Below are 16,132 nucleotides of genomic sequence, written 5' to 3'. Positions count from 1 at the left end.
GACGGGTCGAAGGCGGTGCGCTGGTACCGGATGGCCGCCGAGGCCGCCGACCGGTCCGGCGACATCGACACCCGTGTATGGGTACGGGGCCGCGCCGCCATCGCCCTCGGCTACGAGGGTGCCGCACTGCCGGTGGCGGACCGGCTCGGCCGCGAGGCGTTGCAGATCGATGACCGGCCGTCGCTCGGCCGCCTCAACGCCGTGATGGGCGCCGCCCATGTGGCCGCCCTGCGCGGCAACCCCCGTACCGCCCTCGCCCTCGCCGACGAAGGACGCCGCATCCACGACCAGGCCGGATCACACGAGCAGGACTCGGACTACGCCGTCCCGTACTGGCGCCAGAACGTACTCCTGTCCCTGCTCCTGGCCCGCCTCGGCAAGGAACACGACGCAATCGAGGCGCAGGACGCGGCGGCCCGCGAACTGCCCGCCACCCTGCCCAGGTTCGCCACCCACCTGGAACTCCACCGGGGCCTGATGATGGCGCGCGCAGGCGACCAGGCGGGCGGCGCACGATACGCGCGGACCGCACTCGACCGACTCCCGCCGGAGAAACACTCACTGACGCTGCGGATGCTACTCACCGAAATCGAAAGGGCCCCAGCACCCGCCTGACGGGGACTGGGGCTTTTCGGTTTGTCCGGGGTCAGGTGGCCTTACCGTGCTCCGTGCCCGCCGGCCGCCGCCTCGATGCGTCGGGCCAGTTCGATGTCGTGCTCTGCCACGTACCCGCCAAGGTCGCTGCTGCTGATCGAGACGTGCACGCCCCGGTAGCTGAGCGTGGTGTCCGAGTGGTGTCCGAGGTCGTCCTGGATCGCCGCGATGTGCACGACGAACGCGGCACCGGGAACATGCTCGATCGCATACGACCGTTCGATCTTCCGGCCGTCCGTGGACCTCCCTTACCGACCTTGCCGACCGTTCGTCATGTTCTGTCTGTCGCCTGCTCGATGGCGTCGAACGCCAGGTCCCACGGGTACGCGCGTGGCTCGCCCGGCTGATTCGGCACGAAGCCTTCCCCGCCGTACAGCACCTCGACCCGCATCGCACGCAGCCGGGCCACGCTCTCGTCGAGTTGCGTGTGCTGCGCGTACGCGGCGTTCACGCAGGGCATCGCCACCGTGGGAATGCCCTTGCCGACAGCCTCCGCCACGACACCCACCACGAAACGGTCGGTCAGACCGAGGGCCCACGCGTTGAGCGAGTTGAAGGTCGCCGGGGCGAAGAGGATCACGTCCGCGCGCGGCCACACATCCGCCGCACCGGGACGCTTGTACGCCGACCGCACCGGATGACCGGTCAGCGCCGCCAACTCCCCGATCCGCTCCCCCAGCCAGTCCGCGGCAGCGGGCGTCAACCCCAGACACACATCCCACCCGCGCCGTTGCAGTTGCTCGACGGCCCGGTCGATCGCCAGCACAGGAGGGGCCGCACTTCCGAACAGGTACACAGTCCTCGACATGCCGCCTATCCGACCACGCCCGAAACCATCCTCGGCCAAAGCGAGATCTGCCTTGCAGGCGCGACCTGGCTTCGCCGCCGCGGCACCCAACTCTCCCGTGCGGGGCTTCCGTTCGTGCACGACATCGCCACCGTGGGCTGTCCTCGCCCCGTTCCGGCGCGGTACGCCCCGCCGGGCGGCCGGGCGTACCGTGAGGGGTACAGCCTTCTGGTGGGGGTCACTTGTGTTCGGTATGGGTGAGCGGATCGCGGAGTTGCGTCTGCGCCGAGGGATGACGCAGGAGGGCTTGGCCGAGCGGGCCGGAGTGTCCGTGGACACCGTACGGAAGCTGGAGCAGGGGCGGAGGACGACAGCCAGGCTCGCCACCCTCAACGCCCTCGCCACGGCCCTGGACACCGAGCCCAGCCATCTCGTAGGCCAACCGACCACCTTCGAAACCCCCACCGCGCCGGACGACGGTCTCCCCTCCGTACGGGCGCTGCGCGAGGCCGTGTCACCCGTGGCCGACCTCCTCGGCGGCGACACAGACCCGGAGGAACCCCCGACCATCGCCGCGCTACAGGCTTCCCTCCGCTCGACGGAGACCATCCGCCGCGAGGGACGCCTCGGCGAAATCGGTGCGCTCCTGCCCCAGCTCATCAGGGACGCCCGCGCCGCCGCCCACGCCGGCACCGGCGCCGAGGCAGCCGCCGCCCACTCGGTCCTCGCCGTCGCCTACCAGGTCGCCGCGACCACCCTCACCGCACTCGGCAAGGAAGACGCCGCGTACACGGCGATGGAACGTTCCCTGGCCTCGATCCGGCAAGGCGACGACCCCCGCCTCGAAACCCTCGCCGTCTCCACCCTGTCCTGGGTGTTCACGAAGCAGGGGCGTCTGGCGGACGCCGAACGGATCGCCCTCGGCCATGCCGACACCATCGAACCGGGCTTCCGTTCCCCGTCGCGGGATCTCGCCCTGTGGGGCGTCCTGCTGCTCCGCGCCGCCACCGCCGCCGTACGCCAGGAGAAGCACGACACCGTGACCGACCTGCTGCGGCAGGCCCAGGGCGCCGCCGAGACCATGGGCGAGGATCTTTCCGTGTACGCCACCCCGTTCGGACCCACCAACGCGGGCGTGGCCCGGGTCAACTTCCTGGTGGAGATGGAACAGCCCGACAGGGCCGTACGCGCGTTCCGCTCGATCCCCGATCTCGGTTCCCTGCCGCCGACCTGGCGGGCCAGGGTCCAGGTCGACCGCGCCCAGGCGTACGCCGAACTCGGCAAGGACGATGCCGCCGCGCACGCCCTGCTGCTCGCCGAGGACGACGCCCCCGAGTGGATGCGATACCACTCCACATCCCGCCGCCTGGTCAACGCCCTGCGCGAACGAGCGCCCCGCCGCGACGCCCCGGTGGTGGGCCTGTCCGACCGACTCGGCCTGCTCAGGTAGGGCGCTGTGTCCTACCTGATCCGCAAACTGGGACGGCTCGTCCCTGGGCTGTGAACGGCGCCCACCCTCAACACCCCTGGGCAGAGGGGCCGGTGCCGCCCCAAGGACCCTGGAGCAGCCGCACATGACCCCCACCAAGGCCACCACCAAACCAAACGACGCCAGCGAGACCACCCCGCTGCTGAGCGATCGACTCATGGCGTGGGTGCGGGATCAACCCCCTTGTGAACGGTTCGCCTTGGCCGCGCTCATTGAAGAGGACGAGTTACTGGCGCGGGAGTGTGTGCGGCGGATTCTCGTCGCCGAACACGACGGTGGTTCAGTCTCGTGCGACTGGTTGGCGTTCGAAGCCCGGTACAGCCGGGCGCCTGGGCTCACGTCATCGGACAAGGCGTTCCTCGCCCTCATCGTCGCGGTCCGCTTCCCCCGCAACATCACCTTCTGGAACCTGGAGTCACTGGGCGACCGCCGCCTCGCCATTGTGCTGCGCGCGATGGCCAAGCTCGCCGGGTCCGACACCATCGCCGTAGGGACACGGGTATGACCCGGAGCCTGTTCACCCTCACCGAAGACGGCCGCACCGTAATGCTCCCCGACGCCGCCGTTGCGTACAGAAATCTGATCGAACACACCGTCACCTGCACCCAGTGCAATACCGACCAGCGGAAGTGCGCACCCGGCACCGCCCTGCGCCGCACCCTCAGGGAGACCCGCCGATGACCGCCACCGAAGACCAGAACCTCACCGACCTCCAATTCTTCGAAATCCCCCACATGCGCCAACTCACCGACCAACAGAACTCCGGCGCCGCCTGCGTATGGTGCGCCGACACACTCCCACCCACCACCGGCATCAACCTCCGGGCGGGCATCGGCTGGGCACCGTATTCCTGCCAGCCCTGCTACCCGATCCGAACCGCCGTCGTCAGTACATACCGAGACCTCTACCTCCACTGGACCTCCTGCGAGCCCTGCGAAGACGCCGCCCTCACCGGAGACCCCCTCTGCCCCACCGCCACCCCACAACAAACCGCACTCCTACGAGCCCGCACCGCCGCCCACAAGAGCCAGCCCATCTGCGCCTCCTGCCACGACCCCCTCACCCAGCAGGAGCTACAGGCCGGCACCTTCGTACCCCTCGTCTGGATGGGATACAGCTCCCCGCACCGAGGCTTCCTCCACACCGGGGCCTGCATGTGGAACGGGAGCCCCTTCTGACCCGTGCGTCAGGACCCGGTCTGAGGTCGGCCCTCGCGGAGGGACTCCACCGTCGTGGCCCAGCTTTCGCCGCCCCGCCCCTCCGCGATCGCCCGCGCAGCCACCGCCTGGATCGAGCGAAGCGTCCCCGCGTCCAAGCCCCGCCGCTCCGACGCCTCCACCAAGTGGTCCACCGCCGCCGCCATCATCGCCAGGTTCGCCCCGTCGCCGGGATACTCCCCCGCGTCGATGTCCCGCGCCGACCCGGCCGCGATCCCCGGCATGATCCCCGTGATCGTGCCGAGGTACGGCGCCAGCTCCGTCGCCGACACCCCGTCCGCCGCCGCCAGCGCGAACGCGTGGACGAGCCCGGCCATGCTCCCGTAGAAGTAGTCGAGCAGCGCGAAGTCGTACACCGCGGCCTTCCCCGCGTCGGCCCCCACGTACGCCGACCGCCCGCCCAGCGCCCCGAGCACACCCTCGTACCGCTCGAAAACCTCCCCCGCGCCGCTGTAGAAGACCAGCGCCTCGGGCCGTCCGATCACCGGGACCGGCACCATGATGGCGCCGTCCAGATAGGCGATGTCCCGCTTGGCCGCCCAGTCCGCCGCCTCCCGTGCCCGTTCCGGGCTGTCCGATGTGAGGTTGACCAGGACCCGGCCGCCGCCGGGCAGCGCGTCGGCCGCCTGGTCGAGGATCGCCTGCACGCCGTCGTAGTCGACGACGCAGACGACGATCAGCTCGCCCGCCCGTACGGCGTCCGCCGGGCTCGCCGCGGTACGCGCGCCTGCCGCCACCAACTCGCCGTCCCGGCCGGGCGAACGGTTCCACACCGTCGTCGGGTGCCCCGCCCGCAGGAAGGCGCCCGCGAGCGCCCGCCCCATCGCACCCAACCCGAGCACAGTGACCGGCGTCTTCAGAGCATCAGCAGGGTCAACAACAACAGTGGACATAAGAACCAGTTCCTTTGTTTCGTCCGGTCGACCGAATGGACCGAGCCGACCGGAAGGCGTCCCCCGATCGTCGTCCGTACCTCACCATCCAACAAGTACCGACTATTTGGTCAGGTACCCACCAGAAGGTAAGTAAGGAGCCCAGGGGCATCCCCGTATCAACTCCCCTCCGCCTTCGAGAAGTTGACGATGCACAGCCATTGACCGCCCTCGTTGCTTCATCTACAAAATCTGAGAGCGCTCTCAAAGATGCTCTCAAAGATGCCAAGAGCCCCCCTCCGGAGGTGTTCCATGAACACGACCGCTCCCCCGCACTCCCCCCACCCAAGACGCGCCACCCCCCGCGCGATCCTCGCCACCGCCCTCGCCGCCGTCCTCTCCCTCGCCGCGCTGATGTACGGCGGCCCGGCCGAAGGCGCCGTACCTCCGCCAGGGCCCGGCTGGACCGTCCAGTGGAGCGACGACTTCAACGGCTCGGCCGGCACCCTCCCGTCGTCCGCGAACTGGCAGATCGACACCGGCCACGGCTACCCGGGCGGCCCCGGCAACTGGGGCACCGGCGAGATCCAGAACTACACGAACTCCACCAACAACCTCAGCCTCGACGGCAGCGGCAACCTCAAGATCACCCCGCTCAAGGACGGCGCCGGCAACTGGACATCGGCCCGTATCGAGACCAAGCGCGCCGACTTCAAGGCCCCGGCCGGCGGCACCCTCGCCATCGAGGGCCGCATCCAGATGCCCAACGTCACCGGCGACCAGGCGCTCGGCTACTGGCCGGCCTTCTGGGCGCTCGGCCAGCCCTACCGGGGCAACTACTGGAACTGGCCCGCCATCGGCGAGTTCGACATCATGGAGAACGTCAACGGCATCAACTCCGTGTGGGGCGTGCTCCATTGCGGCGTGAACCCCGGCGGCCCGTGCAACGAGACCACCGGCATCGGCGCCAGCCGCACCTGCCCCGGCGCGAGCTGCCAGTCCGCTTTCCACACGTACCGCTTCGAGTGGGACCGCTCGGTCAGCCCGAACCAACTGCGCTGGTACGTGGACGGACAGCAGTTCCACAGCGTCTCCGAGAACAGCATGGACGCCACCTCGTGGGCCAACATGACCAGCCACGCCGGGTACTTCATCCTGCTGAACGTCGCCATGGGCGGCGCCTTCCCCGACGCGCTCGGCGGACCGACCCCGACCGCCGCGACCGTCTCGGGCCGCCCGATGCTCGTCGACTACGTGGCCGTGTCGACCAAGGGCGGAGGCGGCGGCAACCCCACCGATCCGCCCGGCTCCGCGACCCGCAACCTGCTCTCCGGCGGCGGCCTCGGCGCCGCGGGCTCCGCGTCCACCGTGACCCTCGCATCGGCGGGCGGCGGGAACTTCGACGGCGCCCCCAACAATCCGCAGACCTTCACGGCGACCGGCGTCAGCGGTACGTACACCGGCGGGTCGACGGCGTTCGACCTGTTCGTGGACGCCGGTTCGACCATCGCCAACGCCCAACAGGCCAGAGTGAGTTACGACCTGACCGGTGACGGGAGCTGGGACCGGACGGAGACGTACAACTACTTCGCCACCGACCCCGTCCCGGGCTACGAGCACTACACGCAGGCCAAGGGGCTCAAGTCGGCGACCGGTTCCCTCGGGAACATGAGCAACGGCAAGGTCCGGGTCGAGGTGTGGAACGCCATCGGCAACGGCAGCAGCACCCTCGGCACCGGCAATCAGTCCCAGGTCACCATCCCGTTCAGCTGAGACGCGCCCCTGGCTGAGTCAGGGCCAGGGAACTTCAGCCGACCCCCATGTGTTTCGGGCCGGACCCCCTCCCGCGGGGGTCCGGCCCGAAACGTCGAGCGGTGACGGCGTCAGGGGTGGGGGGACCCCCGGGCCGGGGGGCCTACGCCTTCACCGGCTCCTTCTCGCCGTCGTGCCGCTGCTCCGGCACGTCGTCGCCGGGCGCCGTGCCCGGGTAGTCGGATGCGGGCGCCTCGTCCAGGAGGGTCCGCTCGTCGAACGGCAGCTTGCCCGCGAGGACCTTGTCGACCCGCTCGCGGTCGACCTCCTTGGTCCAGACGCCGATCAGCAGGGTGGCCACCGCGTTGCCCGCGAAGTTGGTGAGGGCGCGTGCCTCGCTCATGAAGCGGTCGATACCGATGATCAGGCCGACGCCGTCGACCAGGGCGGGCTTGTGGGACTGGAGCCCGCTCGCCAGGACGGCGATACCGGAGCCCGAGACACCCGCCGCGCCCTTCGACGCGATCATCATGAACAGCAGCAGACCGATCTGCTGGCCGATGCCCATCGGCTGGTCCATCGCGTCGGCGATGAACAGCGACGCCATCGTCAGATAGATCATGGTGCCGTCGAGGTTGAACGAGTAACCGGTCGGCACGGTGATACCGACGACCGGGCGGCTGACCCCCAGGTGCTCCATCTTCGCGATGAGCCGCGGCAGCGCGGACTCCGACGACGAGGTGGAGAGGATCAGCAGGAACTCACGGCCCAGGTACTTCAGCAGGTGCAGCAGATTGACCTTGGCGACCAGGCGGAGCAGGGTGCCGAGGACGATCACGATGAACAGCACACAGGTGACGTAGAACCCGATCATGATCGTGGCGAGCGCCTTGAGGGCGTCCACGCCGGTCTCGCCGATCACGGCGGCCATCGCGCCGAACGCGCCGACCGGCGCGGCCCACATGATCATGCCGAGGACGCGGAAGACCAGCTTCTGGATGTGCTCGATGCCGCGCAGCACCGGCTCACCGGAGCGGCCCATGGCCTGGAGCGCGAAGCCGACGAGCAGCGCGACGAGCAGCGTCTGGAGGACTTCGCCCATGGTGAAGGCGGAGACCAGCGTGGTCGGGATGATGCCGAGCAGGAAGTCGACGGGGCCTTCGCTGGCGCCCTCGGCGGCGGTGTGACCGACGCCCTTGACGGCCTCGGTCAGGTGCATGCCGTCGCCGGGGTGCAGGATGTTTCCGACGACGAGGCCGATGGCGAGCGCCACGAACGACATCGAGAGGAAGTAGCCGAGGGCGAGGCCACCGACCTTGCCGATCTTGGCGGCCTTCCTGACCGAGCCGACACCCAGGACGATCGTGCAGAAGATGATGGGGGAAATCATCATCTTGATCAGGGCCACGAAGCCGGTCCCGATCGGCTTCAGCTCCTTGGCGAAGTCCGGCGCGGCGAATCCGACGCCGATACCGAGGATGACGGCGACGATGACGGAGATGTAGAGATAGTGGGTCCGGTCCCGTTTGGCGGCGGGTGCCACCTGTGTTTCGGCCACGGGGTGCCTCCTTGACGACTTCATCGGCGTGCGCGAAGTTCTGCGATGACCTCGCGAGGGTCGCGAAGAGCGGTGGGGGGCTACCTCGCGGAAGTACGCGCAGTGCGTGCGGCTCACGTCCTGGCGGGCGGATCCCGGTGAATATCTCCCAGGCTGTGAGAGCGGTCACCCTTACGTTCATTTAGTTCACGCTTATACGAGGATGCAGACTGAGTTCATGCGCCTTTTCCGTGTGCCACGCCCCCGCAGCCTGGCCGGCCAGCTCTTCGCGATGCAGGCCGTCCTGGTCGCTTTCGTGGTCGCGGGCTGCGCGCTCTTCACCTACATCAGCGATGGGCACCAGGCCCAGCAGGCGGCCCGGCGCCAGGCCGAGGCCGCGGCCCGCGCGGTCGCCGACTCGCCTTCGGTACGGGAGTCGATCCGCTCCAGCGATCCGACGCGGACGCTTCAGCCGTACGCGTCCCAGGTGCAGCGGGACACCGGCGTGGACTTCGTCACGATCATGAATCCGCAGGGCATCCGCTGGACGCACCCCGATCCGGACCAGATCGGCGCGCGGTTCCTCGGGCACACCGGGCCCGCCCTGCGCGGCAAGACCTTCGCCGAGACCTACACCGGGACGCTCGGCCCCTCGGTCCGTGTGGTCACGCCGATCGACGACAACGGCAGGATCGTCGGCCTGGTCAGCGCCGGGATCACCATCGACGAGATCAGCGCGCAGGTACGGGGTCAGGTGGTCGCGCTGGTCGGGGTCGCGGCGGGCGCCCTGGTGCTCGGCGGTATCGGTACGTATGTGATCAACGCCCGGCTGCGGCGGTCCACCCATGGCATGAACGCGACCGAGCTGAGCCGGATGCACGACTATCACGAGGCCGCGTTGCACGCGGTGCGCGAGGGGCTGCTGATGCTCGACGGTCAGCGCAGGATCGCGCTGGTCAACGACGGCGGGCGGGTACTGCTCGGGCTCTCCGGCGACCTGGTCGGCCGCTCGGTCGCCGATCTCGGGCTGCCGCCGCCGCTCACCGGGGCGCTGCTGTCGGCCGAGCCGCGCGTGGACGAACTGCATCTCACCGCCGAGCGGGTCCTCGTCGTGAACACCTCGCCCGTGTCCAGCGGCGAGCAGCGCGGCACCGTCGTCACCCTGCGTGACCACACGGAGCTTCAGTCCCTGACGGGTGAGCTGGACTCGGAGCGCGGCTTCACGCAGGCCCTGCGCTCCCAGGCGCACGAGGCCGCGAACCGGCTGCACACCGTCGTGTCCCTCATCGAGCTGGGCCGCGCGGACGAGGCCGTCGACTTCGCCACCGCCGAACTCGAACTCGCCCAGGCCCTCACGGACCAGGTCGTCGCGGCCGTCGGCGAACCGGTCCTCGCGGCCCTCCTCCTCGGCAAGGCCGCCCAGGCCAACGAGCGGGGCGTGGAACTCGTCGTCTCCCCCGACAGCCGCATGGACGACGGTCTCCTGCCGGCCTCACTCCCCGCCCGCGACCTGGTCACCGTCCTCGGCAACCTCATCGACAACGCCATGGATGCCGCCCAGGGCACCCCGCACGCCACGGTCACGGTCACCGCCCGCGCCGACGACGACGGCCTGCTGCTGCGCGTCGCCGACACCGGCGAGGGCGTGGACCCGGCCCACACGGAAGCCATGTTCGAACGCGGCTGGTCCACGAAGCCGTCGGGCCCGGCGGGCCGCGGCCTGGGCCTGGCCCTGGTCCGCCAGACCATCACCAGGAACGGGGGCACTCTGACGGTGAGAGAGTCGGGGGAGGGCGGAGGCGCGGAATTCACGGCAGAACTACCGTTGGGCCCCAGAACCGACGCCCCCGACGCCGAAGCTCTCCGCGAACCCGCCGCGGGCACACCCCACACCCGTCCCCCCGCCCCCGAAACGCCCACCGAACCCGCCGCGCACAGACGCCCCGCCGGCGCCGAAACTCCCCCCCAACCCGTTGTGGGCAGGCGCCCTGCCGGCGCCGAAACTCCCCCCCAACCCGTTGTGGGCAGGCGCCCTGCCGGCGCCGAAACTCCCCCCCAACCCGTTGTGGGCAGGCGTTCCGCACGGCGGAACGGGTGGGCACAACCCAAGGTGCCGGTTCAGCCGAAAGACTCGTCCAGCCCGGAAAGGGAGACCCAGGCATGACGGCGCCCCAGGACATCCGGGTCCTCGTAGTAGAAGACGACCCCGTAGCCGCCGACGCCCACATGATGTACGTCCAGAGAGTCCCCGGCTTCAAGGCCGTGGGCAAAGCCCACACCGCCGCCGAAGCCCGCCGCACCCTCGACCGCGTACCGATCGACCTCCTCCTCCTCGACCTCCACCTCCCGGACGGCCACGGCCTGGCCCTGGCCCGCTCCCTCCGCGCCGCCGGCCACCACGCCGACGTGATCGCGGTGACCTCGGCCCGCGACCTGGCGGTGGTCCGCGAGGGCGTCTCGCTCGGCGTCGTCCAGTACGTCCTGAAACCGTTCACCTTCGCGACCCTCCGCGACCGTCTCGTCCGGTACTCCGAGTTCCGTACGACGGCGGGCGAGGCCAGCGGTCAGGACGAGGTGGACCGCGCGCTCGCCACCCTGCGGGCACCCTCGCCCGCCGAGCTGCCCAAGGGCCTGAGCGCCCCGACCCTGGACCGCGTGATCCGCACCCTGCGCTCGGCGGCCGGCGGTCTGACCGCGGCGGCGGCGGCCGAGTCGGTGGGGATCTCCCGGATCACCGCCCGCCGCTATCTGGAGCATCTGGTCACCACGGGCCGCGCGAACCGCAGCCCCCAGTACGGGCAAGTGGGCCGCCCCGAGCTGCATTACCGGTGGTTGCACGGCAGTTGACGGTGCGTCACCGCCAGTGGTGCGACCAATGGCGGTGCGGCGTCCGCGACAACAACGTTGTCACGGTCTCCACTTGGGACGATGCACGACCATTGACCTTGCCTTGACGGCCGCCCTAGGTTCACCGGGCAGCCAACGAAGGCTCGTAGGAGGTCGTGCCCGTGCGCCCCACCGCCGCCCCATTGCTTCTCGCCGCCGTCCTCGCGGCGTCCACCCTGTCGCTGACCGCCTGCGGAAGCGGGTCCGGAAGCGACGCCGACACCATCAAGGTCGCGTACAACAGGAGTACGGACAACAAGGTCCGTTTCAAGGACGAGTACTTGCAGGACATGAAGAAGCAGTTCGAGAAGGAACACCCCGGCAAGAAGGTCGAACTCGTCCCGATCCAGGCGCCGGACAACGATTACGCGACCAAGGCGCAGCAAATGATGCGCTCCCCGAAGACCGCTCCCGATCTGGTCTACGAGGACACGTTCCGCATCAACTCCGACATCAAGGCCGGCTATTTGCGCCCGCTCGACGAATATCTCGCGAAGTGGGACACCTGGGACCAGTTCGTCGACACCGCGAAGGCGGCGGCGAAGGCCGAGGACGGCAAGACGTACGGGGTTCCCGACGGTACGGACACGCGGGGACTCTGGTTCAACAAGAAGATCTTCCAGAAGGCCGGGCTGCCCGAGGACTGGGCGCCGAAGAACTGGGACGAGATCTTGGAGGCCGCCCGCACCATCAAGAAGAAGGTGCCGGGCGCCATCCCGCTGAACGTCTACACCGGCAAGGCTCCCGGTGAGGCGGCCGTGATGCAGGGCTTCGAGATGCTGCTGTACGGCACGGGCGACGACCCGCTGTACGACCCGTCGGCGAAGAAGTGGGTGACGGGCAGCCAGGGGTTCAAGGACGCGCTCGGCTTCGTGGAGACCGTGTTCGGCGAGAAACTCGGTCCCGATGTGTCGGACTCGCTCGACCCGAATGTCGGTACGACGGTCGCGAATGAGTGGTTCCCCGAGGAAAAGCTCGCGATTTCGCTGGACGGTTCCTGGATGGGCCAGTTCTGGACGGGCAAGGGAACGACCGCGTGGCCCGAGTGGAAGACGGATCTGGCGCAGGCGCCGATGCCGACACAGAACGGCCAGGCTCCCGGAAAGGTGTCCATGTCGGGCGGCTGGACCTGGGCCATTCCGCAGAAGGCAGGAAATCCGGATCTCGCGTTCGACTTCATCAAGACGATGCAGACGAAGGAGAACGCGACCCGCTGGGACGTCGTAGGGGCGCAGATCGCGGTCCGTAAGGATGTCGCGGCGGACCCGTCGTATCTGAAGTCGATGCCGGGCATCGAATTCTTCACCGGTCTCGTCCAGTACACGCACTACCGTCCCGCGCTGCCGGTGTACCCGCAGGTGTCGACGGCGATCGGCGAGGCGATGGAGGCGGTGACGACCGGGGACGCGGACGCGGCGAAGGCGGCGGGCGCGTACGACGGGCAGGTGAAGGACATCACCGAGGGCGCCGTGGTGGCGAAACCGTGACGGTGGCTCCCACGGTGCGCGAGGTGAAGCCCGGCCGCCGGCCCCGCGAGGTACGAGGGGCGCGCGGCGGCCGGCTGCGCCCCCTCCGCTGGCTGCCGCTCGCCCCGGCGACCGTGCTCCTGGTGCTGTTCCTGGCCGGGCCGATCGCGTACTGCGCGTACATCGCGTTCACGAACATGCAGCTCACCGGCTCGTCGTCGGCGGACTTCGTGGGCTTCGAGAACTTCCGGCGGGCGTTCTCGGACCCGAAGTTCCGTAACGCGGTGTGGCTGACGCTGGTGTTCACGGTGCTGTCGTCGATCGTCGGGCAGAACACGCTCGGGCTCGCGCTCGCCGGGCTGATGCGGCGCGCGTCGAAGCCGGTGCGGACGCTGACGGGGGCGCTGGTGATCGCCGCGTGGGTGCTCCCGGAGATCGTCGCGGCCTTCCTCCTGTACGCGTTCTTCCGCCGCGAGGGCACACTCAACGCGGTCCTCGACTGGCTCCATCTCCCGTCCCAGAACTGGCTGTTCACGCTGCCGATCCTGGCGGTGTCGTTCGCGAACGTGTGGCGCGGTACGGCGTTCTCGATGCTGATCTACTCGGCGGCGCTCTCGGAGATCCCGAAGGAGATCACGGAGGCCGCCGAGGTCGACGGGGCGAACGGTGTGCGCAAGGTGATCCATGTGACGCTGCCGATGATCCGTCGGTCCATCGGCACCAATCTGATGCTCAACACACTTCAAACACTGTCGGTGTTCGGGCTGATCTGGGCGATGACGCGGGGCGGGCCCGGGGACCGGTCTACGACGCTGCCCGTGTTCATGTACGACCAGGCGTTCAACAAGAGCCTCATCGGCTACGGCACGGCGGTCGCGCTGCTGCTTCTGCTGGTCGGGGCGCTGTTCTCGGTCGTGTATCTGCGGCTCGCCCGAGCGGAGGTGTGACGCGGTGGCTCTGCGCCGCAAGACCCGTCAGCGGTTGGCGGTGGACGCCGCGCTCCTTGTGGCCGCCGTGTCGTTCGCGCTGCCGCTGATGTGGCTGCTGCTGTCGTCGGTGGCGCCCGACGCCGATCTGCGGGTGAGGGTGCCGAAGTCGGCGACCTTCGACAACTTCTCGGCGGTCCTGACGGACGAGATCACCTTCACGCCGATGCTGAACAGTCTGCTGCTGTGCGGGGGCGCGACGCTGCTCACGGTGGTGTGCGCCGCGCTGGCCGCGTATCCGCTGTCGCGCTACCGCTCCCGCGTGACCCGCCCGTACCTCCTGACGATCCTCTTCTCGACCTGCCTGCCGATCACGGCCGTGATGGTCCCGGTGTACGGGCTGTTCGTACAGGTCAATCTGATCGACACGATGTACGGCACGGCGCTGTTCCTCGCCACGTCCCAACTCCCGTTCGCCATCTGGCTGATGAAGAACTTCATGGACGGCGTTCCGCTGGTCCTGGAGGAGGCCGCGTGGACGGACGGCGCGTCCTCGCTCCAGACGCTGCTACGGGTGGTGCTGCCGCTGATGGGCCCGGGTCTGACGGTCGTCACGATCTACAGCTTCATCATGATGTGGGGCAACTTCTTCGTCCCCTTCATGCTGCTGCTCACCCCCGACCAACTCCCCGCCTCGGTCTCGATCTTCACCCTCTTCGGCAACTACGGCCAAGTGGCGTACGGCCAACTCGCCGCCTTCTCGATCCTGTACTCGACGCCGGTGGTGCTGCTGTACGTCGTGATAGCGCGACGGTTGGGCGGGGGGTTCGCTCTGGGGGGAGCGGTGAAGGGCTGACCCCGGGCCCAACTCCTTGTAGGAATCGGCGGGCGGACCGGCAGACCGGTCGGCGGCTCAGGCCCGGCGGCCGACCGCCTGACACACTGGCCTCGTGAGCACCGCCGTCGGCGGCGCCCAAGGGGAGGGAACCGATCGAGAATGTCCCGTTGGATAGTGCTGGCCGTCCCTGTTGACGGCGTCGCGGAGGCCAACCGCGACGCGCGTACGGTCGTGGAGCTGGAGGGCGGCCCGGAAGAGGCGGCGGCGGCGCTCCGTCAGGCGGTGAACACGTTCGAGCTGGGCCTCGGCAAGGTGCGCCGCCGGGAGATCTTCCAGTGCGGCGACCGGTCCTACTTCCTCCGCCTCCATGGGCGCCTGGCGACGTACGGCTTCCTCGTCCAGCTCGCCGAACTGGTCCACGACTCCGAGGCGAAGCCCGTGTCCCAGCCCTGAGTACGCGTCACGCCCGGGGTCCGCTCAGAAGACGGACTCGGCCTCGTCCATCCGGTCCTTCGGGACCGTCTTCAGTTCCGTGGTGGCCTCGGCGAGGGGGACCATCGTGATGTCGGTGCCGCGCAGGGCGGTCATCTTGCCGTGGTCGCCCCTGTGGGCGGCCTCGACGGCGTGCCAGCCGAAGCGGGTGGCGAGGACACGGTCGTACGCGGTGGGCGTTCCGCCGCGCTGGACGTGGCCGAGGATGACCGGCTTGGCCTCCTTGCCGAGGCGCTCCTGGAGTTCGAAGGCGAGTGCGGTGCCGATGCCCTGGAAGCGCTCGTGGCCGAACTGGTCGATCTCGCCCTTCCGGTAGTCCATGCTGCCCTCGACCGGGTGGGCGCCCTCGGCGACGCAGATCACCGCGAACTTCTTGCCCCGCGCGAACCGCTCCTGGACCATCTCGACCAGGTCGGCCGGGTCGAAGGGCCGCTCGGGCAGGCAGATGCCGTGGGCGCCCGCGGCCATCCCGGACTCCATCGCGATCCAGCCCGCGTGCCGCCCCATGACCTCGACGACCATCACGCGCTGGTGCGATTCGGCGGTGGTCTTGAGCCGGTCCATCGCCTCGGTGGCGACGCCGACGGCGGTGTCGAAGCCGAAGGTGCGGTCGGTGGACGAGATGTCGTTGTCGATGGTCTTGGGGACGCCGACCACCGGCAGGCCCGCGTCGGCGAGCATCCGGGCCGCGGTCAGGGTGCCTTCGCCGCCGATCGGGATGAGGACGTCGAAGCCGATCTCGCCGGCGAGGTGGACGACGTTCTCGCAGGCCGCGCGGAACCGGTCGCGCTCCAGGCGGGACGAGCCGAGGATGGTGCCGCCACGGGCGAGGATGCCGCTGACGGCGTTCAGGTCGAGGGTGCGGTAGCGGCCGTCGAGGAGACCCGCGTACCCGTCCTCGAAGCCGATGACGTCGTCGCCGTAGTGCGTGACGGCGCGGTGCACGACCGACCGGATCACTGCGTTCAGGCCCGGACAGTCGCCGCCTGCGGTGAGAACTCCGATACGCATCGTGCTGTGTCTCCTGCTCGCTGCTGGTCCCGATGAGCCGGTCCGATTGTTTCACGGCGCCCCGGCCGTCGCCGATTCCGTCCCCTGACGGCCCCCCGTTGTTCGGCGGGCGTTTAAACGATACGCGCAGGTATTGTCAAGAGGGCCCGACAGAGGCCATATGGGAACACGCATACGAATACACACAGGCGAATACCCACGTACG

Annotated in this window: 16 protein-coding genes and 1 pseudogene; 12 read left to right on the top strand and 5 right to left on the bottom strand. The window is 69.3% G+C overall.

Going from position 1 to position 16,132, the window contains the following annotated elements; genetic code table 11:
• Positions 1-615, top strand: a pseudogene (locus ACIQNU_RS37025) (XRE family transcriptional regulator); the annotation flags it as partial.
• 41 nt (positions 616-656) lie between these two features.
• Here ACIQNU_RS37025 and ACIQNU_RS37020 read toward each other — a convergent pair.
• Together ACIQNU_RS37020 and ACIQNU_RS37015 are read right to left on the bottom strand one after the other, a co-directional pair.
• Positions 657-878: a 4a-hydroxytetrahydrobiopterin dehydratase gene (locus ACIQNU_RS37020; RefSeq protein WP_401375028.1), complete on the bottom strand. Its 222-nt coding sequence runs from the start codon at positions 876-878 to the stop codon at positions 657-659.
• Positions 879-925: 47 nt separating this feature from the next.
• Positions 926-1,462, bottom strand: a complete 537-nt coding sequence (locus ACIQNU_RS37015; RefSeq protein WP_401375005.1) for a flavoprotein — start codon at positions 1,460-1,462, stop codon at positions 926-928.
• A 232-nt stretch (positions 1,463-1,694) separates the two neighbouring features.
• Between ACIQNU_RS37015 and ACIQNU_RS37010 the strand changes: the two genes are divergently transcribed.
• The 4 genes from ACIQNU_RS37010 to ACIQNU_RS36995 all read left to right on the top strand — a co-directional run bounded on the left by ACIQNU_RS37010 (position 1,695) and on the right by ACIQNU_RS36995 (position 4,108).
• Entirely contained in the window at positions 1,695-2,891 is a 1,197-nt protein-coding gene (locus ACIQNU_RS37010) for a helix-turn-helix domain-containing protein (RefSeq protein WP_401375002.1), read from the top strand.
• A gap of 124 nt (positions 2,892-3,015) precedes the next feature.
• On the top strand, positions 3,016-3,435 hold the full coding sequence (locus ACIQNU_RS37005; RefSeq protein WP_401374999.1) for a hypothetical protein: 420 nt from the start codon (positions 3,016-3,018) through the stop codon (positions 3,433-3,435).
• The gene (locus ACIQNU_RS37000; protein WP_401374997.1) at positions 3,432-3,611 is read left to right on the top strand and encodes a hypothetical protein; all 180 of its coding nucleotides are present in this window, start codon (positions 3,432-3,434) and stop codon (positions 3,609-3,611) included. Before ACIQNU_RS37005 ends, ACIQNU_RS37000 begins: the two co-directional genes overlap by 4 nt.
• Entirely contained in the window at positions 3,608-4,108 is a 501-nt protein-coding gene (locus tag ACIQNU_RS36995; protein WP_401374995.1) for a hypothetical protein, read from the top strand. The genes ACIQNU_RS37000 and ACIQNU_RS36995 overlap by 4 nt, the downstream gene beginning before the upstream one ends.
• 8 nt (positions 4,109-4,116) lie before the next feature.
• On the opposite strand, the gene ACIQNU_RS36990 is transcribed toward ACIQNU_RS36995, so the two are convergent.
• The gene (locus ACIQNU_RS36990) at positions 4,117-5,040 is read right to left on the bottom strand and encodes an NAD(P)-dependent oxidoreductase (protein ID WP_401374992.1); all 924 of its coding nucleotides are present in this window, start codon (positions 5,038-5,040) and stop codon (positions 4,117-4,119) included.
• A gap of 291 nt (positions 5,041-5,331) precedes the next feature.
• On the opposite strand from ACIQNU_RS36990, the gene ACIQNU_RS36985 reads away from it, so the two are divergent.
• Positions 5,332-6,792 (top strand): glycoside hydrolase family 16 protein, encoded by a 1,461-nt coding sequence (locus ACIQNU_RS36985; RefSeq protein WP_401374989.1) that lies wholly within the window; start codon positions 5,332-5,334, stop codon positions 6,790-6,792.
• Between the two features lie 142 nt (positions 6,793-6,934).
• Here the strand turns inward: ACIQNU_RS36985 and ACIQNU_RS36980 are convergent, their stop codons facing one another.
• Complete coding sequence (locus tag ACIQNU_RS36980) at positions 6,935-8,353, bottom strand: cation:dicarboxylate symporter family transporter (RefSeq protein ID WP_401374987.1); 1,419 nt, start codon at positions 8,351-8,353, stop codon at positions 6,935-6,937.
• A 193-nt stretch (positions 8,354-8,546) separates the two neighbouring features.
• Between ACIQNU_RS36980 and ACIQNU_RS36975 the strand changes: the two genes are divergently transcribed.
• From ACIQNU_RS36975 to ACIQNU_RS36950, 6 genes are all read left to right on the top strand, one after another.
• Positions 8,547-10,472 carry an ATP-binding protein gene (locus ACIQNU_RS36975; protein WP_401374984.1) on the top strand — a complete coding sequence of 642 codons (1,926 nt, stop codon included), beginning with the start codon at positions 8,547-8,549 and terminating at the stop codon, positions 10,470-10,472.
• On the top strand, positions 10,469-11,155 hold the full coding sequence (locus ACIQNU_RS36970; RefSeq protein WP_401374982.1) for a response regulator: 687 nt from the start codon (positions 10,469-10,471) through the stop codon (positions 11,153-11,155). The genes ACIQNU_RS36975 and ACIQNU_RS36970 overlap by 4 nt, the downstream gene beginning before the upstream one ends.
• 161 nt (positions 11,156-11,316) lie before the next feature.
• Positions 11,317-12,681 carry an extracellular solute-binding protein gene (locus ACIQNU_RS36965; RefSeq protein ID WP_401374980.1) on the top strand — a complete coding sequence of 455 codons (1,365 nt, stop codon included), beginning with the start codon at positions 11,317-11,319 and terminating at the stop codon, positions 12,679-12,681.
• Positions 12,682-12,755: 74 nt separating this feature from the next.
• Positions 12,756-13,607 carry a carbohydrate ABC transporter permease gene (locus tag ACIQNU_RS36960; protein WP_401375025.1) on the top strand — a complete coding sequence of 284 codons (852 nt, stop codon included), beginning with the start codon at positions 12,756-12,758 and terminating at the stop codon, positions 13,605-13,607.
• Between the two features lie 4 nt (positions 13,608-13,611).
• Entirely contained in the window at positions 13,612-14,442 is an 831-nt protein-coding gene (locus tag ACIQNU_RS36955; protein WP_401374977.1) for a carbohydrate ABC transporter permease, read from the top strand.
• Positions 14,443-14,583: 141 nt separating this feature from the next.
• The gene (locus ACIQNU_RS36950; protein WP_401374975.1) at positions 14,584-14,877 is read left to right on the top strand and encodes a hypothetical protein; all 294 of its coding nucleotides are present in this window, start codon (positions 14,584-14,586) and stop codon (positions 14,875-14,877) included.
• Between the two features lie 24 nt (positions 14,878-14,901).
• On the opposite strand, the gene ACIQNU_RS36945 is transcribed toward ACIQNU_RS36950, so the two are convergent.
• On the bottom strand, positions 14,902-15,927 hold the full coding sequence (locus tag ACIQNU_RS36945) for a 6-phosphofructokinase (protein WP_401374972.1): 1,026 nt from the start codon (positions 15,925-15,927) through the stop codon (positions 14,902-14,904).
• Positions 15,928-16,132: the final 205 nt, after the last annotated feature.

Origin of the sequence: Streptomyces sp. NPDC091292 (genome assembly GCF_044757265.1) — a bacterium.
In the GTDB taxonomy this organism is placed as follows: Bacteria; Actinomycetota; Actinomycetes; order Streptomycetales; family Streptomycetaceae; genus Streptomyces.
Note: the sequence above shows the minus strand (reverse complement) of the source record. Positions and strands in the feature narration are given on the sequence as shown.